At 68.9% G+C, this 18681-nt stretch carries 21 protein-coding genes; 4 read left to right on the top strand and 17 right to left on the bottom strand.

The features are described from left to right. Positions 1–17 precede the first annotated feature (17 nt). The 6 genes from KF709_13240 to KF709_13215 form a co-directional block, all read right to left on the bottom strand. Complete coding sequence (locus tag KF709_13240; GenBank protein ID MBX3175373.1) at positions 18–680, bottom strand: DUF305 domain-containing protein; 663 nt, start codon at positions 678–680, stop codon at positions 18–20. Positions 681–744: 64 nt separating this feature from the next. Beyond that, a complete protein-coding gene (gene arr / locus KF709_13235) occupies positions 745–1350 on the bottom strand; it encodes an NAD(+)--rifampin ADP-ribosyltransferase (protein ID MBX3175372.1) in 606 nt (201 codons plus the stop codon). After that, complete coding sequence (locus KF709_13230; GenBank protein MBX3175371.1) at positions 1347–1682, bottom strand: DUF2200 domain-containing protein; 336 nt, start codon at positions 1680–1682, stop codon at positions 1347–1349. The genes arr and KF709_13230 overlap by 4 nt, the downstream gene beginning before the upstream one ends. Positions 1683–1719: 37 nt before the next feature. After that, positions 1720–2496, bottom strand: a complete 777-nt coding sequence (locus KF709_13225) for an OmpA family protein (GenBank protein MBX3175370.1) — start codon at positions 2494–2496, stop codon at positions 1720–1722. Further along, positions 2493–4058: an EAL domain-containing protein gene (locus tag KF709_13220; protein MBX3175369.1), complete on the bottom strand. Its 1566-nt coding sequence runs from the start codon at positions 4056–4058 to the stop codon at positions 2493–2495. The genes KF709_13225 and KF709_13220 overlap by 4 nt, the downstream gene beginning before the upstream one ends. 60 nt (positions 4059–4118) lie before the next feature. Beyond that, the gene (locus KF709_13215; protein MBX3175368.1) at positions 4119–4604 is read right to left on the bottom strand and encodes a hypothetical protein; all 486 of its coding nucleotides are present in this window, start codon (positions 4602–4604) and stop codon (positions 4119–4121) included. 70 nt (positions 4605–4674) lie between these two features. On the opposite strand from KF709_13215, the gene KF709_13210 reads away from it, so the two are divergent. Beyond that, complete coding sequence (locus tag KF709_13210; protein MBX3175367.1) at positions 4675–6336, top strand: beta-lactamase family protein; 1662 nt, start codon at positions 4675–4677, stop codon at positions 6334–6336. Positions 6337–6706: 370 nt separating this feature from the next. Further along, positions 6707–7198 (top strand): DUF3332 family protein, encoded by a 492-nt coding sequence (locus KF709_13205; GenBank protein ID MBX3175366.1) that lies wholly within the window; start codon positions 6707–6709, stop codon positions 7196–7198. Here KF709_13205 and KF709_13200 read toward each other — a convergent pair. Then, positions 7185–8132 (bottom strand): metal-dependent hydrolase, encoded by a 948-nt coding sequence (locus tag KF709_13200; protein ID MBX3175365.1) that lies wholly within the window; start codon positions 8130–8132, stop codon positions 7185–7187. The genes KF709_13205 and KF709_13200 overlap by 14 nt on opposite strands. Beyond that, positions 8132–9652, bottom strand: coding sequence for a beta-lactamase family protein (locus KF709_13195; GenBank protein ID MBX3175364.1), 1521 nt, complete (start codon positions 9650–9652; stop codon positions 8132–8134). The genes KF709_13200 and KF709_13195 overlap by 1 nt, the downstream gene beginning before the upstream one ends. An 82-nt stretch (positions 9653–9734) precedes the next feature. Here KF709_13195 and KF709_13190 point away from each other — a divergent pair, with 82 nt between their 5' ends. Further along, positions 9735–10334, top strand: a complete 600-nt coding sequence (locus tag KF709_13190) for a hypothetical protein (GenBank protein MBX3175363.1) — start codon at positions 9735–9737, stop codon at positions 10332–10334. A gap of 42 nt (positions 10335–10376) precedes the next feature. Here KF709_13190 and KF709_13185 read toward each other — a convergent pair whose 3' ends face one another. From KF709_13185 to KF709_13160, 6 genes are read right to left on the bottom strand one after another with little or no spacing between them, the layout of a single operon-like run. After that, complete coding sequence (locus KF709_13185) at positions 10377–10733, bottom strand: helix-turn-helix transcriptional regulator (protein ID MBX3175362.1); 357 nt, start codon at positions 10731–10733, stop codon at positions 10377–10379. Then, positions 10730–11269: a YeeE/YedE family protein gene (locus KF709_13180; protein MBX3175361.1), complete on the bottom strand. Its 540-nt coding sequence runs from the start codon at positions 11267–11269 to the stop codon at positions 10730–10732. Before KF709_13180 ends, KF709_13185 begins: the two co-directional genes overlap by 4 nt. Before the next feature lies 1 nt (position 11270). Beyond that, positions 11271–11819, bottom strand: coding sequence for a YeeE/YedE family protein (locus tag KF709_13175; GenBank protein MBX3175360.1), 549 nt, complete (start codon positions 11817–11819; stop codon positions 11271–11273). A 3-nt stretch (positions 11820–11822) separates the two neighbouring features. Then, complete coding sequence (locus tag KF709_13170) at positions 11823–12455, bottom strand: cytochrome c (protein MBX3175359.1); 633 nt, start codon at positions 12453–12455, stop codon at positions 11823–11825. Beyond that, the gene (soxC, locus tag KF709_13165; protein ID MBX3175358.1) at positions 12455–13702 is read right to left on the bottom strand and encodes a sulfite dehydrogenase; all 1248 of its coding nucleotides are present in this window, start codon (positions 13700–13702) and stop codon (positions 12455–12457) included. The genes KF709_13170 and soxC overlap by 1 nt, the downstream gene beginning before the upstream one ends. Beyond that, positions 13702–14646 (bottom strand): c-type cytochrome, encoded by a 945-nt coding sequence (locus tag KF709_13160; GenBank protein MBX3175357.1) that lies wholly within the window; start codon positions 14644–14646, stop codon positions 13702–13704. The genes soxC and KF709_13160 overlap by 1 nt, the downstream gene beginning before the upstream one ends. 242 nt (positions 14647–14888) lie before the next feature. Between KF709_13160 and KF709_13155 the strand changes: the two genes are divergently transcribed. Further along, complete coding sequence (locus KF709_13155) at positions 14889–15338, top strand: CBS domain-containing protein (protein ID MBX3175356.1); 450 nt, start codon at positions 14889–14891, stop codon at positions 15336–15338. Positions 15339–15341: 3 nt separating this feature from the next. Here the strand turns inward: KF709_13155 and KF709_13150 are convergent, their stop codons facing one another. The 3 genes from KF709_13150 to KF709_13140 are packed head-to-tail and all read right to left on the bottom strand — an operon-like array spanning position 15342 to position 18616. Beyond that, complete coding sequence (locus tag KF709_13150; protein ID MBX3175355.1) at positions 15342–16268, bottom strand: proline dehydrogenase family protein; 927 nt, start codon at positions 16266–16268, stop codon at positions 15342–15344. Between the two features lie 12 nt (positions 16269–16280). After that, positions 16281–18107: a TIGR03545 family protein gene (locus tag KF709_13145; GenBank protein ID MBX3175354.1), complete on the bottom strand. Its 1827-nt coding sequence runs from the start codon at positions 18105–18107 to the stop codon at positions 16281–16283. Further along, entirely contained in the window at positions 18104–18616 is a 513-nt protein-coding gene (locus KF709_13140; protein ID MBX3175353.1) for a TIGR03546 family protein, read from the bottom strand. The genes KF709_13145 and KF709_13140 overlap by 4 nt, the downstream gene beginning before the upstream one ends. Between the last annotated feature and the right edge of the window lie 65 nt (positions 18617–18681).

The following is an 18681-nucleotide window of genomic DNA, read 5'->3' as shown; positions in this document are numbered from 1 at the left end:
AGCGAGACGGGTGGGGACTACTGGTCCAGCTCGGCGAGCATCTGCCACATCAGGCCGATCTCGGCCAACTGCGTGTTCTCCACGTCGTTGGCGAGGACGGACACGTCCACGTCCTGCGCGGCGCGCGGCGTGGCCATGAGATCGGCGACCATCTTGATGGCGCCCTCGTGGTGCTTGATCATCAGGCGCAGGAACAGGCGATCGAAATCGGTGCCACGGGCGGCCTCGAGTCGCGTGAGCTCGTCGGGCGTGAGCATGCCCGGCATCGACATCGTGCGCCAGGCAGAGGTGTCGGGGGCGAACTGGCGGTGATCGCGCAGCCAGCCCTGCATCAAGGCGATCTCGCCGGCCTGCGAGAGGTCGATCTTCTGCGCGAGCTTGAGAACGCGGGGCCCGGCGCCGGCGGCCTCGGCGAGCCGCGTCATGTGCACGGCCTGTGCGTGGTGGGCAATCATGCCCTGCATGAAGTGCACGTCGGCGGCGGTGAAGAGCGCGTTGTCGGGCACTTCGACCGGCGCCATGCCGGGCATCATGTGGGCGTGATGTTCCTCGGCGACGCCGGTCTCGGTGGTGGCTTGTGATGTGCGAGCCGTCGCCGGAACGGAAGCGTTGGGCGGCGTTTGCCGCGCGCAGGCGCCGAGGGCAGCAGCCGCGAGGAGGAAAGCGAGGCGTGGGGTCACGACAGGAGGCTACGCAGGCAGAGGGCGGAACGCTAGCGCGCGGCCCGGTCTCGCGGTGACGCCGTCACTCCTCGATGGCTTCCACGCCTTCGGCCTTGAGCTTCTCCAGGTGCGCGTGCATCTGCGCCAACTGCTCGGGCGTGTGTCCCGTCCACTCGGCGATCTCGCCGGTCACGCGCAGAGGCGCGGCCGTCCTGTAGGAGCGGGTCGGGTTCCCGGGGAATCGCTTGTCGGTGAGGTTGGGGTCGTCCTCGAAGCTTCCGCTGGGTTCGACGACGAAGATGCGGCCCCGGCCGTCTCCGACGGCGAGCTCCGCGCCCCAAGTGGCCGCGTCGAGCGTGGCGGTGAAGTAGACGAACTTGGCCGCGCGACGGCTGCCGTAGTTCGATTGGCGTCCTGGTTCGATGAGGTCGCCCGGCTGTAGGTCGGCCTTGGTGCCGTGATAGTAGCGCACGGCGTGCCGGGTTGCCTGGAGCGCGCCGGACGGGCAGCGCGCGACCTGCGCCGCGATCTCGTCCGGCGACGCCGCCTCGAGCGCGATCCAGCGCTTCCGCTTGACATCGAAGACGCCGGGCAAGCCACGCACGCACTTGCCGGAGTGAATACAGACCTCCGGGTCGAAGGTGACCGTGATCTCGGGCGTTTCGTACGTCTGCAGGCGCTTGCTCACGCGGCCGTGCCGCGGAGGATCTTCTCCATCGCTTTCCCCTTTGCCAGCTCGTCCACGAGCTTGTCGAGGTAGCGGATCTTCCGCATCAGCGGGTCCTCAACCTCCTCGACGCGCACGCCGCAGACGACGCCGGTGATGAGACTGACGTTCTTGTTCAGCGCCGGCGCCTCGGCGAAGAAGGTCTCGATATCGTGCTCGCTGTCGAGCTGGCGCTTGAGGCCGGCGGCGGTGTAGCCCGTCAACCAGCGGATGACCTGGTCGACTTCGGCGCGCGTGCGGCCCTTGCGCTCCGCCTTCTGCACGTAGGCGGGATAGACGCGGGCGAAGGGCATCTTGAAGATGCGGTGCGGTGGCAAGGGTACTCCGGGTTCAGGGTCGGAGCGGAGCCAGCACCAACTCGATCCTGCGGTTCTGCTCGCGCCCCTCGGGCGTCTCGTTGCTCGCCAACGGCTGCGCGGCACCAAAGCCCGTCGCGATGATGCGTTCGGCCGTGATGCCGCGCGCCAAAAGGGCGCGCGCCACCGAGAGGGCGCGCTGTTCCGACAACCGGCGATTCACGGCCGCGTCGCCGGTGGAATCCGTGAAGCCACGCACGCTCACCAAGGTGAGCCGATACTCCGCCACCACGCGCGCGATGACGCCGAGCGCGGAGTCAGCCACGGCGGAGAGCGTGGCGCTGGCCACATCGAAGGACATCGACCCCGGCAGCGTGAGCATCAGCTGCTCACCGTTGCGGACCACCCGGATCCCCTGCGGGGCCAGTTGGCGAAAGCGCGCCTCCTGGGTGTCCATGTAGTAGCCGACTTCGTCCGGTGCGAGTTGCTGCCCGCGGCCGACCAATGTGCGCCGTCGGTCGACCACGGTGCCGCCGACATTCTCGGCAGCCGCGACGGTCACGGGCGGCGCGGCGGGTGCGACAGCCGGCGCCGATGCGGGTGTTGGGCGCGGCTCGGTCGGGGTGGGCGCGGGCGTCTCGCGCACGGCAGCGTCGGCGGGCGCCCGGACCTCCGTGGCCAGCGTCGCGTCAGGTGTGGACTCGGGTTCAGGGCGCGCGGGCGCGCGGCCGCCGAACACCCCGCAGGCCGTCACGAGCAGGGGCGCAACGACAATGCCAAGCGCGCGCAGCGGGAGCCAGCGACAGCTCACGCCACGCCCTTCACCGACACGTACTCGGTGAACTGCTCCGCCGTGAGCGGTCGACTGAAGTAGAAGCCCTGCCCCAGGTCCACGCCGTGCTCGATCAGCCACTGTACCTGCTCCTCGGTCTCGACGCCCTCCGCCACCGTCCTGAGCCCCAGCGAGCGGGCCATCTCGATGACGTGCACGATCACGTGGCTGGTCGCCGCGCCCGTGCCGATGGCATCCACGAAACTCTTGTCGATCTTCAGCCAGTCCAACTCGAAGGTGGAAAGATACGACAAGCTCGAGAAGCCCGTGCCGAAGTCGTCCACCGCGACCTCGTGGCCGCGCTCGCGCAGGCGGCGAATCATCGAGCGCGCGAGGTCCGTGTTCACGAGGGCGCGCTCGGTGATCTCCAGCTTGATGCTGCGCTCGGGCAGGCCGCTGGCCGCGAGCCGCTCGGCCAAGGTCTGGACGAACTGTTCGGCCTTGAGGTCCTCGGGACTGACATTGAGGTTGATGCTGAGGCGCTGCTCCTGTGTGAGCAGGGGCCGGAGTTCCTTGAGCGGATTCGACAACACGGCGAGCGTGATCTCCGGCATCAGGCCCTCGCGCTCGGCGATGGGAATGAACTCGTCGGGTGGCACCGTATCACCGCCGTCCATCTTCCAGCGCGCCAGCGCCTCGGCGCCGACGCATTTGCGGGAGCGCAAGTCCACGACGGGCTGATACATCGCGCGTACTCGCCCGCGGGCGACGGCCTTGCGCAACAGGGTGCCCATGCTGAGGCGGTAGCGCGTGTAGCGGACCAATCCGTACACGAAGCCACCGAGCAGCAGCAAGCCGATGCCGCTGCCGACGGCGAGCGAACGGGCGTAGCGGCCCCAGAAGCTGTCCAGCGGTTCGATGGCGACGATGTCGATGGCGAGCTCGCCCTCGCGCGAGAAGCGCGAGACGGCCACGCCGCGCACGCGGTCGAGGGTTAGTCCAATGGGCACGGTGCGCGGCGCGGGAAGCTCGGCGTCCCGCGGGAACTGCACGAAGGGCAGGCCTTCGACCCAGAGCCCCGCCTGCCGCTGCTGCAGCGGGCCGACGTCGAGCAGGTCGCGCGGATCGATGGCGACGTCGTGGTCGCCGTAGCGCATCAGGAAGAGCTGCACGTCGCCGACCTGGGTCTGCGGGCTCGGCCACCACGCGATGACACCGGAGTCGTAGATGCGGTCGGCGCGCGCGGGACGCAGGGCCTGCGCCTGCAGGAAGCCCACGCCGCATTGTCGGTCCGTGGCTCGCCAATGACCGATGGCGCGGATGTACTTGCGACCGATCGCGGCCTGCTGGAGGCGCTGCAGATGTTCGGGCGAGCAGCGCGGCTCCGTGAGCTGTTCGAACTCCATCAACAGTTGCCGCGTGTCGAGGATCATCGCCTCGGCGTCCGCACCCAGGGTGGCCGCCAAGCCGCCGACCAGGCGCTCCTCGGCGCTCAGCGATTCGCGCTGCAGATACCACAGCAGCGACGCGAACATCGTCGCGACGCCCGCGAAGGCGGCGAGTGAGATTCCGAGGATGAGGCGTTCGCGACGTCGCCGCATAGGACGTGGAAGGTGTGGAGGCGTGGGAGCTGCCCGCTGTGACCTACATTCCGGGCCCTTCTATAGACCGTTCCCGAACAGCGACCGCAACAATCCAGGCGCGCCCACGAGTAGGCCAAAGCGCAGGAGGCGGCCGAGGAGGCAAAGCGCGAGGAATGGGAGCAGGCGGATGCGCACGAGTCCGGCGGCGATGGCCGCGACATGGAACGGGGGCACGCTGAGCAGCGCGCTCACGAAGAGCAGCCCGGTGCCATAGTGCGGTCGCACCGCGAGCAGCCCGCGCGCCCTCGCGATCCAGCGCTCGGCGCGACCGCCGTGCACCACACGGTCCGCGTGCGCCCCAAGCCAGTACCACGGAAGCTTTGCGGCCACGTGGCCGACCGTGAACGTGAGCCACATGCCGAGCGCCAGCGGTGCGCCTGCCGCGACACCGATACCGAGCGCCGCCACTTCGGCGAGGCCCGTCGGCAGGATGCCCGACGCGACACCGAGGATGCCCGCCGAGAACAGCGCGAGAGCCGGAGAGGAAAGATCGAGGCCGTCCACGCGGGGAAACTAGTTGACGCGGCCCCACACGAGCGTGACACTTGGCCGACCCCAATCGCGAGAACTGCCCGTGCCGATGATCCGCAGCGGAGACCGCCGCCACTGCCGAACCGCCCTGCTCTGCCTCGCCCTGCTGCTGCCGGCCACCGCATCCGCGCAACTCGGTGACGCGCTGCGGCTGCGCATCGACTCCGTCTTTGCGGACGTGAACCGCAGCAACGGACCAGGCTGCGCAGTGGGCGTAGCCGACGGCGACGCCCGCTACCTGCGCGGCTATGGCATGTCCGACCTGCAGCAGGGCACGGCCATCGCAGCACGCAGCATCTTCCACGTGGCCAGTGTGTCGAAGCAGTTCACGGCAATGAGCGTGGCCCTCTTGGCGGAGGACGGTAAGCTCACGCTGGACGACGACATCAGGTCGTACGTGCCCGAGCTGCCGGACCTCGGCCAGCGGATTACGCTGCGGCAGTTGATGCACCACACCAGCGGCATCCGCGACCAATGGTCGCTGCTGTCGCTGGCGGGCTGGCGCTTCCCAGACGACCTCATAAGCGAGCGCGACGTGCTCTGGGTGCTGGCGCGGCAGCGTGGGCTCAACTTCACGCCCGGGAGCGAGTACCTGTATTCGAACTCCGGATACACGCTGCTCGCTGTCGTCACGCAGCGCGTAAGCGGGATGTCACTGCGGCAGTTTGCGGAGCAGCGAGTCTTCGCGCCGTTGGGGATGGCCGACACGCACTTCCACGACGACCACGCGATGGTCGTGCCTGGCCGTACCTCGGCCTACGTGCCGCGCGGCAACGAGTGGCGCGTCTCGATCCCGGTCTTCGACACCTATGGGGCGACGTCGCTGTTCACCACCGCTGGTGACCTGCTGACCTGGATGGCGTTCCTCGACCGCGTGCGCAGCGAAGAGTCCGCGTGGGGCCGCGTGGTGCGAGCGGCGGAGACGAGCGGCCTCCTGACGAACGGCAGGGCCATCAACTACGGCTTCGGTTTGAGTCTCGGCGACTTCCGCGGCACGCGCACGATCGGCCACGGCGGTGCGGATGCCGGCTACCGCGCCTTCGTCGAGCGCTATCCGGACCTGAAGGGCGCCGTGGCGGTGCTGTGCAACCACGCGAACGCAAACCCGCAGGGCCGCGCCGAGCGCGTGGCGAGGGCGGTCTTCGGAGACCGACTGCCTCCTCCGATGGTGGAGGCCCGTGCCCCGGAGCACCGGCCGAGCGCAGCGGTGCGCGAGGCCTGGGTCGGCACCTGGCGGGATACGCTGAGCAATCAGTTGGTGCGCATGTGGGCGGTTGGCGATTCAATCTTTGTTGATGGAATGCGGCTGCGGTTCGGCAGCGACAGCACCGGCACCCTGCCAGGTGTTCCCGGTCATCTCCGCCGCACGACGGCGGGATCCGCTGTGACCATTCGACATGTGGGGGGCGGGCTCCGCGAGCCGGTGCTGGTGAAACAGCCGGCACCATTCACGACATTCGAGGCCTACGCGGGCCGGTACCGCAGTGAAGAGCTCGACACGGAGTATGAGTTCATTGCGCGCAGCGGGGCGCTCGTACGTGAGCACCGCACGCTCGGCACCCAGGTACTGCGGGCCGTGGCCCGCGACATCTTCACCGGCGGCGGCACGACGTACCTGATTGAGCGCGACCGTCGCGGTCGCGTGACGGGCTTCGTCGTGAACACCGGCCGCGTGCGTGGCGTGCGCTTCGTGCGGCAGCGTTGACGCTTTACACGTCACGAAGTTGCCGTCGCATCACAAAGGTGTCGCGCATCACATGTCCACACGGCGGCGGCTTGTGACTGGCACAGGAAATGCACCGTCTACTGCGCGGACGGGCCGGGGGTGTTCGGTACGGTTCTCGTGATGGGGTGCACGACTTGGCGCCCCCGGCCGCGTCACTACTGGGAAGTCTCGAGGCAGCGCTGATGTAGCGAGGCCTCCACACGTTGAAGGGGCAGGTCCGTGCGATCCTCCGTGGTGGGGGGAACGGCGCGGTGCGACCTTGGGCGACTTTGCGCCCGGTGGCACCGCGCCGTATCGTTTGCGCCACGCCTCAAGGCTGTTGCAGTCCCACCACCACAGGGAGAACCCTATGCGTCCCTCACGCCTCACCCGCGGCATCGTCCTCGGCGCCGCCGCACTTGGCCTGGTTGCCAGCAGCGGCTGTTTCGGCTCGTTCCAGGCCACGCGCAAGCTGTACGCCTATAACAAGAGCATGGGCGACAAGTGGGTGCAGGAGTTCGTGTTCCTGGCCTTCAGCATCATTCCCGTGTATGCGCTGGTCAACGCCGGCGACGTGCTGATCTTCAACAGCGTGGAGTTCTGGACGGGCAACAACCCCATCACCTCGGTGAGCGTGACGGGCACCGACGACGGCCGCCAACTGCGGCAGACGCGGCAGGTGGTGAACCACGCGCGTGTGCTGACCATCGAGGAGCTGAAGGACGGCCAGACGCTGTCCACGACCACGATGACGATGCCGAAGTCGCAGGATGCGATTACGGTCACGACCACCTTCGCCGATGGCCGCGTGGTCTCGCGGACGGTGACGAAGGCCGAGGCGGACGCGCTTATCGGACGCTGACGGCGAGCCCACCGAGCGCGCCGGCAAAGCCGCCGCGCGGGAAGCGCGCATCACCGAGCACGACCGTCGTGGATCCGTCCGCGGCGGTCGTGTGCATTTCCACGTAGGGATAGCGTGACCATACGAGGAAGTCGCGGACGTCCTGGTCCTCGTCGCGGGCCTGCACGACGCGTGGATGCGTGAGGTCGCCGACGGCGATGACAGCGCCGTCGTAGTGGACCGACGGCCGGGGCAACCACTGCAAGCGCCCGAAGTGGTAGGCGCTGTCGGTGACGGCGATGAGCTGCGCCGCGAAGGGCCGGGCCGGCCGCGGCTGGTAGAGCACCTCGTACGCGCCTTCGATGCCCTGCTCCGCTGCGGCTTGCATCGCGAGACGGTCGCCCACGCGCGCGAGTGCGACCAACGCGAGTGGATACGCCAGCGCCACGATGCCGGCGACGCGGACGGCACGCAACGACGCCTTGCGTCGCGCCAGCACCACGACCGAGGCGAGCAGCAGCCACCAGTACGGATCGATGATGAACACCGCATCGCCGTAGAACCATCGGTCCGAGAACGGCATCAAGAGGCGGATGCCGTAGGTATTGAGCCAATCAAGCATGGGGTGGCTCAGCGTGCCGATGTACGCGAGCGCAAGGATCCACCCGAGGCGCAGCGGCGGCGCGTCCGGCGCGCGGCGCCGGCGGACCGCGACATCCCAGAGCCAAACGAGCGCCGTGAGGATCAGGGGCAACAACAGCAACGCCAGCGGCCCGTGCGTCCACCCTCGGCGAAACGCGATGCTGCCGTAGCCAGTCGTCGTCCACACCGTGACCATGTCCACGTCGGGCGCATTCGCGGCGAGCATCAGCGTTGCGGTGGCCAGCGGGGTGGTCCGATCCGCGCCGACGCGCGCCATCGCCGCGCCGGCCAGGGTGTGCGTGATGGGATCCATCAGTCGAGCTTGGTGAAGCGCACGCCGAGCACGCGGCCGGCGTCGAGGCGCAGGGCGCGGACGCGGCCCCGTGCATCTCGCTCCAGCGTGAAGCTCCAGCCGCCACCCACGAGGCGGTCGCGCGAGTCGCCGCGCATCGGGATGCGCCGGCCCCGCAGCGTGGTCACGGTAACCCCCGAGTCTGCCGCGGCAATCTCCAGCACGCCGCCCGTCTCGGCGTCCTGCCAACGACCAACCAGCGCGCGGAACTCCGTGCCTGCCACGGCTGCGCGCGCTGGCGCGGCGGTGGCGACGGCGGGCGTCGGCGCCGGCGAGAGCGCACTGCCGAGGAACACCGCCGCGACGGCGCGCGCCAACACCACGTAGTCGCCGTTCCCCGCGTTGCACTGCATCGCGACGGTCAGGTCCTGCGCCGGATAGCGTGCGAGATACGCGCGGTAGCCTGCCGTGGAGCCGCTGTGTGCCACTTCGTGGACGCCGCGCCAGTCACGCACCATCAAGCCAAGGCCGTACTCCGTCGTGCTGCCGTCGCTGAGCACGCCGAGTCGCGTCATCGTGGCCAGCGTGCTGCCATTGCCGACGCGGCCGGCGTGCAGCGCCTCCGTCCAGGTCATCATCCCGTCGATGGTGGTGAGCAGGGCGCCCGCGCCGAAGAGGTTGCTGAACGGCCAGTCGAGGGTCCAGTTCCCGTGCTCGAAGGCGTAGGGCACGGCGCGGTCTGGAATGATGTCGCGGAAATCCGTACGCCACCTAGCGCGCTCGATGCCCAGCGGCTGAAAGAGCATCCGCTCGAACATCGGCTGGAACGACTCCCGGGTCACGCGCTGGGCGATGATGGCCGCCAGCGTGTAGCCGGTGTTGCTGTACAGGTAGCGGCTGTTGACGGGGAAGTTCAGGCCGCGCTGCCGGTTGATCAGCTGCAGGACTTCGAAGTTGTCGTGGGCGACCTCGCCATAGGGCCGTCCGACGAGTTCGAGCAGCGTGTACTGGTCCCGCAGGCCACTGGTGTGCTGGAGCAGGTGCCGGATGGTGATGGGGCCGCCGGCATCCGCGAATGCTGGGAAGCCGGGCAGGTACTGGGCAGCGGGGTCATCGAGGGACAGCCGCCCTTGCTGTTCGAGGAGCACGAGCAGGGCGGCGACAAACTGTTTGGAGACCGAGCCGATCTCGAGCATCATCCCGTCGCGCAGCGCGATGCCGCGCTCGAGGTCCGCCATGCCGTAGGCCTGGCGCAGCAGCGGCGCGCCGGCGCGGTTGACGCCAACGATGCAGCCGGGGCTGGCCGTGGAGTTGAAACGCGCGAAGATCGAGTCGACGGCGGCGCGCTGCGCGAAGCTTGCAGTCGCGGGCGTGGTCGTTGCCGGCGTGGCGGACCGGCCAGTCGCTGTCTGCGCGACGAGCGGCAGCGCGAGCAGCGCGGGCAGCGAGAGCAGGGCACCGCCAACGAGCGCGGCACGCAACGAGTGCGCGGCCGCGGGACACAGGCGCGGCGGGAGACGGAAGCGAGCGGCGTTTGGCATGGCGGGAAGCTGTGGACGGTCCCCGCCGGTGGCAATCCGCTGCCACGCCGGGTAGCATCAAGTGGACTGGCCCGGAGGCCCCGTGCATCGGACGCTGCTGCAGCTCACCGCCGCCCTTGGACTGATCGCGCAGGCACCCACGGCGTCTGCCGCGCAGGTGATTGCCGCGCTGGCACCGCCGGCCCCCATGGGGCGGCTCTACGCCTCCAGCCTCCCCGAGCGCCTGTTTTGCTCGCGTACCCGGATGCAGGACGAGTTTGCGATCCAGCGCCGGGGGCCCGGCTGGTACTATCCGGCGGCGGGCTGGGACGAGAACCTGTCGCGGCACTATCGCATCGAGTCGAGCCGGAACCGGTCGGCGACGCTGACACTCGATGCCGTGCAGCGCCCGCGGATGCTGCAGCTGCGGATCCCCCGCCCCGACTCACTGGGCGGCGGTACCGATGCGGTGACCATCCGGTTCCTGCCGACGGGTGATGTGCAGGAGGGCTATCGGGTCATCGTGCCCAGCCGGCGCGGCCGCGACCTGGTCCCGCGCGCGATGCGCGAACAGCCGCTGCGCGACGAGGACTTCCAGCGCGCGCACGCGATGGCAATAGAACTGGCCGTGCGCTGCATCTACGGGCTGACGGATCCGCTGCCCGAGGACTGGCTCTCGACGCTGCTCCGGCGGCCACTCTAGCCATCGCGGCGGCGCGGCCTGGTCGCCGCGCCGCCGATCTCGCTACGCGCGCCGACGGCTGAGCAGCGCGCGCACGGCCTCGACCTCGCCCTCGAGGCGGCCGCACATCAACTCGCAGAGCGCCAGCACGTCGTCGTCGGCGAGGGCGTAGTAGACGAACATCCCCTCGCGGCGCCGCGAGACGAAACCACCGGCGTGCAGCTGCTGCAAATGCTTGCTGAGGTTGCCCTGCGCCAGCCCCGTGGCCTCCACCAGCTCGCTCACGGTGAGTTCGCCGTGCTCAAGCGCGTGCAGCACGGCCAGGCGCGCCGGCTCCGCCAGGGCGCGGAAGCGCGCGGCGACCTCCGTCAACAACTCGGGGGTCGCCGAACGCCGTGCCGCGGTTCTCTTGGTACTCACGCCTTCTTGATCTCCGTGGGCAGCATCCGCAGCACCACGAAGAAGAGGATGCCCACGCCGAGCGCGGCCACGATGGCCGGCACGTGCAGCACGTCCTGTAGCGTGATGCGTCCGAAGTCCATCAGCTGGATGATCGGCTGGATGGCGCTGGCATAGACCAGCGAGAACACCAGCGCGCCGGCCACGCCGCCGGCCACCGCGAACCAGGCATCCCGCCGGCCTTCGCCGATGCCGACCACGCAGGTCCCCGGGCAATAGCCACCCAACCCGAAGCCAACGCCAAAGATCAGGCCACCGACGAGCACGCCCACCAGGTACGTGGGCTTGATGTCGAAGTGCAGCAGGTTCGGGATGAACAGGTTGAGCGTGTACACCGTGATCATGCCCACGGCGATGGTCATCGCCATGAACTTGATGACGGCGATGTTCTCGAGCCGGAGGTTCTTGAGGATCATCGCCGGGCTGGAGGCGCGCACGCGCTGGATCAGCACGCCCATCGCGATGCCGACGAGCAAGCCATAGATGTTGGCCATCATCTCAGTTGCCTCCCACGCGCATGGCGTGCATCAACTTGGCGGTACCGATGCCGGTGGCGAACACGCCGGCGGCGAACACGAAGCCGGCGATGCTCAACTGCGTCATGCCGGAGATGATGAGGCCGCTGGTGCAGCCGCCCGCGAGGCGCGAGCCAAAGAGGATGAGGAAGCCGGCAAGGAAGGCCTCCGTGTAGCGCCGCGTGTTGGTCTCGACGCCGGCGTGCGGGTTCTCGACCTTGGGCGCCTTCACGGTGTCCTTGCGGGCGCCGAGGAAGCCGCCGATCAGCAGGCCGACGACGAGGAAGGTCTCGGGGCGCAGCAGCGCGCCCATCCGCACGAGGTACGGATTCGACTCAGCGAAGGCCGGGTCGAGGGCGCGGGCGACCTCGCCGACGAAACGCGGATAGGTGCTCGAGACGCCGATGGGGCCGAAGAGCACGATCGACGCGGCGCCGACGAGCCCGAAGATGATGCCCAACGATGCCCAGGGCGGCAGGCCACTGCGCGTGGCGGCCGCGGGGGCGGTGGATGGAACGGCAGGTGCGCTCATCAGCTACCTCGTGGAGGGAGAACGGTCGTCGGGAACGAAGCGATCACGGGCGGGCATCTGTACGGCGCGCAGGGTGGCGGCGTCCAAGGTGGCGGTATCGGGAATGACCTTGTTGGCGGCCAGCAGGTACGCCGTCACGGCGTAGGTCTCGTCCGCCGTCAGCGAGCCCGGGGTGAACAGCGGCATCGCGCGGCGGATGTAGTCGTAGAGCGTAGTGGCGTGCGACCAGTAGTTGCCGATGGTGCGCGGCACGGAGGGATCGGCGGAGAAGTTGAAGTCCTCGCCGCGCGGGTCGCGACCCACGAGTTGCGGATACACCGGCTCGATGCCCTGCCCGTTGGCGCCGTGGCAGGCCGCGCACTGCGCCTTGAAGATCTGTTCGCCGTCGCGGGCGCTGCCGCGGCCGGCTGGCAACTCGGCGCCCTCGGGCCCGATGTCGGTGTCCCAGGCGGCGAGCTGTGCGGCACTCGGCGTGCTGCCGATCTTGAAGTGCCCCGCCGCGTACTCGCGCGGCGCAGCGTAGGCAACGGTCGCATCGGCCGCCGACGCTGCTGGCCGGGACTCCGATGCAGAGCAAGCCATCGACATCAGACCGGCAGCCACGGCCACGGGCATCACTCGCGCGGTGCGACGCATCAGCTCTCCCCGTGGAAGGTCACCGCACCATCCGTGGCCACCTTCCAGCCCACGATCTGGTTGAAGTGGTAGTCGGTGCCGAGTCCGCGCGCCTCGAGAAGCACGGTGCGCGTGGGCTGCGTGTAGCCGGCCTCGTCGGTGGCGCGGCTCATCAACACGGTCTCGCGACCCTGCCAGTCGAGCATGTACTGGAAGCGCACGGCGGCCTTGGGCAGTGCCGGACCCATCAGCTCGGCGTCCTCCCAGGAGCGTCCGCCGTTCGCGCTGACCTCCACGCGCGTCACGCGCCCGCGTCCGCTCCAGGCGAGGCCCTGCACCGAGTGCCAGCCGCGCGCCGTGAGCTTGCCGGGAAACGACGGCATCGTGATGATCGACTTAACGTCGTTCTCGAAGGTGAACTCGCGCGCCTTGTTGCCCGGCACCGGGTCCGTGTACTTGCTCGTCTCCCAGCGCGTGCGCCAGGGGCGCGTGCCGAGTTCGAGGCGGCGCAGCCACTTCACGTTGATGTTGCCCTCCCAGCCCGGCAGCAGCAGGCGCAGCGGATAGCCCTGGGACGGGCGCAGCGGCTCGCCGTTCTGTGCCCACACGATCAGCGCATCGTCCCAGGCCTTCGTCATTGGCACGGAGCGCGTCATCATACAGGCATCGCCGCCCTCGGCGAGGAACCAGCTGGCCTCGGGCTTGGCGCCCACTTCGCGGAACAGGGTGGCCAGCGGCACGCCGGTCCATTCCGACGTGGACAGCATCCCGGAGACCTGCTGCGGGGTGAGGTCCGGCTTGGGATGGCGGAACGCGTTGCGGCCGTTGCCCGAACACTCGATGAAGTGCGTGCGCGTGACCTGCGGAAAGCGCTTGATGTCGTCGAGCGAGAGCGTGACCGGACGGTCCACGAGGCCGTGGATCATCAGCTGGTGGCGCGCCGGGTCGATGACCGGGATGCCCGCGTGGTGCCGCTCGAAGTGCAGGTCGGCGGGAGTGATGGGGCCCGTGAGATCCTGCAGCGGCGTGTACGACGAACCCGTGGTCTCGCCAGTGCGCGGACCACGCATCGGCTTCACGAAGGGCGAGCGTGCGCCGAGCGCGCTGGTGGGCTGGCCCTGCAGCTTGGTGGGATCGGCAGGCACCGTCGGCGCGGCCGCAGCGGTCGGCGATGCCGATTGCTGGGCCTCGACGTTCGCGACGGCGGCGGCACCGAGTGCCGTCGCCGTCCCCGCGATCATTTCACGTCGCGTGAGCTTTCGCGCCATCAGCGCCCCATTCCCGCGGCGCGCGGTGGCGCCGGCACGAGGCTCTTCTGCGGGGTCGCGCGCGGCAGCAGCGGCGGCGGACGGAAGCCCTTGTGCCCGGAGTTCAGGTCAAACGGCACGTCCGACGCGTTGCCGCCGGCCGGGAAGTCCAGCTCCTTGCCGGGCGAGTCGGGACGCGGCTGGCTGTTGATGTACGCCGAGAGGTCGAAGGCCTCCTGCTCGGTCAGGGTGCCCGGCATCGTCTGCGGCATGTTGTGGTAGATGAAGCTCGCCGCGCGCTCGAGGCGCGACATGCTGGCGCCAATGGAGTACGACCGCGCGCCCCAGAGCGGCGGCAGGATGCCGAGACCTTCGCCGTTCGGGCCGTGGCAGGTCGAGCAGGTCTTCTCCACGTACAGCGCCTTGCCGCGCTCGGCGTTGCCATCGAGCATGTTCGGCATCTTGATGAGGCCGTCGGTGCCGGCGATCTGCACGCCGACGGGCACGTCCGTGGAGATGAACTTCATGTACGCGAGCAGGTCCGTCATCTCGCGGCTTTCCTTGGGCAGCGCGTTGCCCGCCAGGGAGCGCGTGAAGCAGTAGTTGATGCGGTCCGAGAGGTCGACCACGGCGCCGGTGCGTCCCATGTACTTGGGATAGCGCGCGTGGGAGCCGGTGAGCGGGGCAGCCGTGACCTTGAGCCCGTCTTCCTGGTGGCAGGAGGTGCAACGCAGGCCGGAGGTGGCATACTGCGGCAGTGACTCCGGCGTGAAGCGCATCAAGGTAAGGCCGCGACGGATCGAGGCGCCCATCGAGTCATTGGGAATGTCGGCTTCGCGCAGCGGCTTCCAGTTGGCTTCGGAGAACTGGACGGCCGCGCCATCGGCCGCGGGGTCGGCACCACCGCAGGCGGTGAGGGCAGCGGCCATCGCGAGCGCCGCGGGCCAGGAGAGAGTCATCCGCATCCGTTCAAGACCTCGTGTCGGGAAGAGGGGGCATCGCCTTGCACCTTACGCCGATACAGTAATATGGTAGGTCGACATCGGCAAGCACCACGTCAGGGGAACCCGCAGCGCGGGTGCGGCAGCGCCCGACTGCACGGCCCTGCCCCGCTCCGATATTCAACAGTGGTACTGCGTGTTTCGCCACGGCCGGCGGCAGTTCATCGCCACTGGGTCGCTGGCCCGCCCTCGACGCCGGAGGAACGATGCTCAAGGTCAAGGATCTCATGACCCGCGAGGTGCTCACCCTCGCCCCCAACACCAGCGTCCGCGAGGCGGCGGAGCTGCTCGCCACCGAACACGTGAGCGGCGCACCGGTGGTGCGGCTCGGCAAACTGGTCGGGATGGTCAGCGCGGCCGATCTGCTGGAGTTCATCTCCTCGCTGCCGGCCGACCCCGAGGCCGTGAGCGGCGGGATGGAGCACGGCATCCTCGATGATCACACGGTTGAGGAAGCGATGACCCGCGCGCCGCTGACGACGATCGATCCCGAGGCGCCGGCGAACCGCGTGGCCGAGGTGCTGCAGGAATCGAACATCCACCGCCTGCCGGTGGTGGAGGGCGAGAAGCTGGTCGGCATCATCTCCACCACGGACGTGGTGAAGGCGGTGGCGCAGCGGAAGATCAGCTACCGGACCTTCGTGTTCCCGCGGTAGCGATCAGCTGAACATCGAGCGCACGACGAACCCCACGTTCGCCGGGCGCTCGGCGAGGCGACGCATATACCAGCGGTACCAGGCGTCGCCGTAGGAGATCAGCGTGGCGACCGTCTCGCCCTCGCCGCGCAGCTGCATCTGCTCGCGCTCGCGGATGCCGTAGAGCATGTGCACCTCGTAGCGGCCCTGCGGGACGCCAAGCGTGCGCGCCTGCGCCACGATGCGCCGCAGCATTGGGATGTCGTGCGTGCCAAGGATCGGCGTGCAGGCCTCCTCACGCGCGGCCTGCAGCATCCGCTGCGCCAGACGCTCGAAGGCCGCGTCGGTGTCGGCCTTCTTGGGATACGCCACGTTGGCCGGCTCGGCGTAGGCGCCCTTCACGAGGCGAATCGTCGGCTTCACCGGCAGCAATGCCTCGAGGTCGTCCATGGTGCGATACAGATACGCCTGCATCGCGAGGCCGGCGCGCCCGTGCACGGCGCGCACGCGGCGATAGAGGTCGATCGTGCGGTCCACATACGTGTGGTCTTCCATATCCAGCCAGAGCGCCGAGCCCACCGACTCAGCCTTGGCCGCCAGGGCGAGGCAATGTTCGACGCAGAGGTCCATCGACTGGTCGAGCGCGAGCTGCGTGGGCTTCACACTGACCTCGGCCGGCAGCCCGCGCGCCTTGATGGCGTCGAAGAGTTGCAGGTAGTGCTCGCGCACGGGCACGGCGTCCTCGGCGCGTGTCAGCGCCTCGCCGAGTCGCGTGTAGAGCAGCTTGCGCCCGCTGTCGGCAATGGCGGTGCCGGCGGCGAGTCCGTCATCCATCTTCTCACCGGGCATGAACGCCTTGGTGGCGCGGCGCACGACGGCGCTGCGCGTGGCGAAGCGGTTGAGCGCGTCGCTCTTGGCTGCGGCCAGGAGGAGGGAACGTCCAATACCCATCGCGTGGGGCTCCTAGAGTGATCCGATGCCGGGGATGCGCGTCAGCTCGCGCAGCCGAGCTTCCAGCGCCTGCTTCTGCGTCTCGAGCCGCTGGCGTTCCTCGGCGATGCGGCTGCTGACCTGGCTCCGCGCCTGGTCGGCGGCGGCGCGCGCCTCGGCGACCTTGCTGTCCACCAGCTGGTCCACGCGCTGACGCACCTGCTGTTCGGCGCGCCGCACCTCGTCGCCGAGCTGGTCGCGCAGGGCGTTGCCGACGGCGTTGGCGATGTTCGTGCGCACGCCGAGGGTCGGGTTGCGCATTGTACCGCCGATGCGGGCCTCGATTTCAACGGAGTCGATGCGGCCGAGTGCGCGCCAAAGCGCGTCCTCGACGATACGGATCTTGGCGTCAGCCGCGGCCGGGCGCGTGGTATCGCGGACCCAGGTGACCTTCGGGGCGCGCCAGAGCCAGCGGCCGTCGAGCGCATCTCCGGTACGACGGATCACGAGGTCGCTCAAGCCGGCATTGAGCTGCACCGCGCCGCCGAGTCCGCCGAGCGGGAACGTCGGCAGCGTAATGCCGCGGAAGCGCGCGGCGACCGTGTCACGCACCGGCTGCTGGCGATGGTCAAACATCCCAACCACGCCGACGTCGGACGGCCCGCGCTGGCCGGCCGCGCGATTCACCGAAAAGGTGGTCGGCGCGCCGTAGACGCTGGGCTCGGACGTGAGGCCCACGATGCGCGCGTCGTAGTCCCCCGCACTCGCGCCCGTGCCACCGACCGCCAACGAGAGCTCGGCGAGCCGCAGCAGGAACTGCGGATAGACCGTAGCCTTCGGGAAGATGACATCCGTGCCCGAGGCGCGGACACGCTTGGGGCCGGGTTGGAACTGTCGCTCCAGACCAGGCGGCAGGTACTGCTCGGCCTTGGCCACCCAGTACATCACGTCACCGAGTTGTTCGGCAATCAGGTCGCTGAACAGCTGCGGGCCGATGGAGGGCAGGTCGAAGCTCGGCAGTTGCAGCAGCGATCTGGCGTAGGCGTAGTCCTGCGTGCGCGCCGCGGAGATGGCGTTCACGCGGTCCTGCAGGCCGGCGGCGTTGCCGCGCGTTTCCGCCTCGAACTGTCGGAGGCGGTCGTCGATCTGCTCGAGGTCGCGTAGCGTGCGCCGGACGTCGGTTACCGCTTGCCGTGCGCCTGCAATCCCAAGGGTCCGGAGGTTCGCGCTTCCAAGGCGCCGCGCCAAGGCCTCCGCGGAGTCGATGGCAGGGCGTGGGTCAGCGGCCCGCAGGTCCGCCAAGAGCTTGTCGCGCGCGGTGTCGGCGTAGGCCTGCGCGTGGCGTGCCTCGCGCAGCGTGGCCAGCGACTCCGCGGAGATGCCGGCTACGTTCACCGACTTGGTCAGCGTGCTGAGTTCGAGCGGCGGAATCTTGATGCCGCGCTTGAAGTCCTCGACGACCTGACTTGGCTCGTCGGGCTTGGCGTTCGGGTCGCGTGGAATCGCGCCCGAGGTCTCACGCGGCGTGTTGAAGCGAATGCCGCGCGCGGCCATCGTGTCGATGACGACTTTCCGCTCCAGCGCGGGCAACAGCCCAATGTCGAGCACCAGCTCCTCGGCCGAGACGAGGTTGGTCATCGGCTTGTTGGGATTGGTGACATCGAGCCCACGCAGCGTGACGCTGCCCTCGCCCAATGAGACAGACGCGGACGCGAGGTCTACGCGGCCACCAACGGCTGCCGTGCCGCCGCGCTCCACGGTCCACTCCACCGCCTTGTCCTTGAAGAGGTACGTCAGCACGGCGATCAGCAGCAGCGTGACGCTCAGGGGCAGCAGGGCCTTCCAGCGGATGTATTTCATGGCCGGAAGAGCTCGTAGAGCTGGTACAGCTTCGAGGTCTTGAGCAGTTGCACGACCTTCCACTGCTGGACGCGGGCGTAGATGTGTGCGCGGTACTGGACGACGAAGGTCCGGAAGCCAAAGAAGGCCGGGATGAGCAGGAGCAGCCAGGCCACAAGGCTGCCGATCACGATCGTGTTGTTCAATCGCGAGAGCGCAATCACTGGCGTGTTCACGACCCAGACGAAGAAGGGCGTCAGCGCATCCTGCGTGAGGATGGCCATCCCCAGCTGGTCAAAGAGGGGGTCGAGCATGAAGCCCAGCGGCGTGGCGATGGCCCAGCCGAGGAACACGCCGGGCATCGAGACGGTGCTGAGCATCGCGACCGCGAGCACCACGAGGTTGTGCAAGGAGAGCAGCGGTGTGAGACCGAAGGCGAGGCCGATGGCCATCCCCATCCCGACTTGGCCGGGGGTGCCGTCCGAGTTCAGCGCCTTGAACAGCGTCTGGAGGAACTTGATGACGAGCATACGGGGAAAGTTACCGGTGCGGAAATGCGACTGACAGGGTGGTGGGAGGCGGTGTAGCTTCGGCG

It is taken from the genome of Gemmatimonadaceae bacterium (genome assembly GCA_019637445.1).
Taxonomy (GTDB): Bacteria; Gemmatimonadota; Gemmatimonadetes; order Gemmatimonadales; family Gemmatimonadaceae; genus Pseudogemmatithrix.
Note: the sequence above shows the minus strand (reverse complement) of the source record. Positions and strands in the feature narration are given on the sequence as shown.

Bases quoted from the DNA above. Each gene is read 5' to 3' on its own strand.
- KF709_13150 (MBX3175355.1), bottom strand. From the start codon at position 16,268: ATGGGTATTGGACGTTCCCTCCTCCTGGCCGCAGCCAAGAGCGACGCG.
- KF709_13175 (MBX3175360.1), bottom strand. From the start codon at position 11,819: ATGAGCGCACCTGCCGTTCCATCCACCGCCCCCGCGGCCGCCACGCGC.
- KF709_13155 (MBX3175356.1), top strand. From the start codon at position 14,889: ATGCTCAAGGTCAAGGATCTCATGACCCGCGAGGTGCTCACCCTCGCC.
- soxC (MBX3175358.1), bottom strand. From the start codon at position 13,702: ATGGCGCGAAAGCTCACGCGACGTGAAATGATCGCGGGGACGGCGACG.
- KF709_13160 (MBX3175357.1), bottom strand. From the start codon at position 14,646: ATGCGGATGACTCTCTCCTGGCCCGCGGCGCTCGCGATGGCCGCTGCC.
- KF709_13200 (MBX3175365.1), bottom strand. From the start codon at position 8,132: ATGGATCCCATCACGCACACCCTGGCCGGCGCGGCGATGGCGCGCGTC.
- KF709_13205 (MBX3175366.1), top strand. From the start codon at position 6,707: ATGCGTCCCTCACGCCTCACCCGCGGCATCGTCCTCGGCGCCGCCGCA.
- KF709_13180 (MBX3175361.1), bottom strand. From the start codon at position 11,269: ATGATGGCCAACATCTATGGCTTGCTCGTCGGCATCGCGATGGGCGTG.
- KF709_13220 (MBX3175369.1), bottom strand. From the start codon at position 4,058: ATGCGGCGACGTCGCGAACGCCTCATCCTCGGAATCTCACTCGCCGCC.
- KF709_13170 (MBX3175359.1), bottom strand. From the start codon at position 12,455: ATGCGTCGCACCGCGCGAGTGATGCCCGTGGCCGTGGCTGCCGGTCTG.
- KF709_13230 (MBX3175371.1), bottom strand. From the start codon at position 1,682: ATGCCCTTCGCCCGCGTCTATCCCGCCTACGTGCAGAAGGCGGAGCGC.
- KF709_13195 (MBX3175364.1), bottom strand. From the start codon at position 9,652: ATGCCAAACGCCGCTCGCTTCCGTCTCCCGCCGCGCCTGTGTCCCGCG.
- KF709_13145 (MBX3175354.1), bottom strand. From the start codon at position 18,107: ATGAAATACATCCGCTGGAAGGCCCTGCTGCCCCTGAGCGTCACGCTG.
- KF709_13140 (MBX3175353.1), bottom strand. From the start codon at position 18,616: ATGCTCGTCATCAAGTTCCTCCAGACGCTGTTCAAGGCGCTGAACTCG.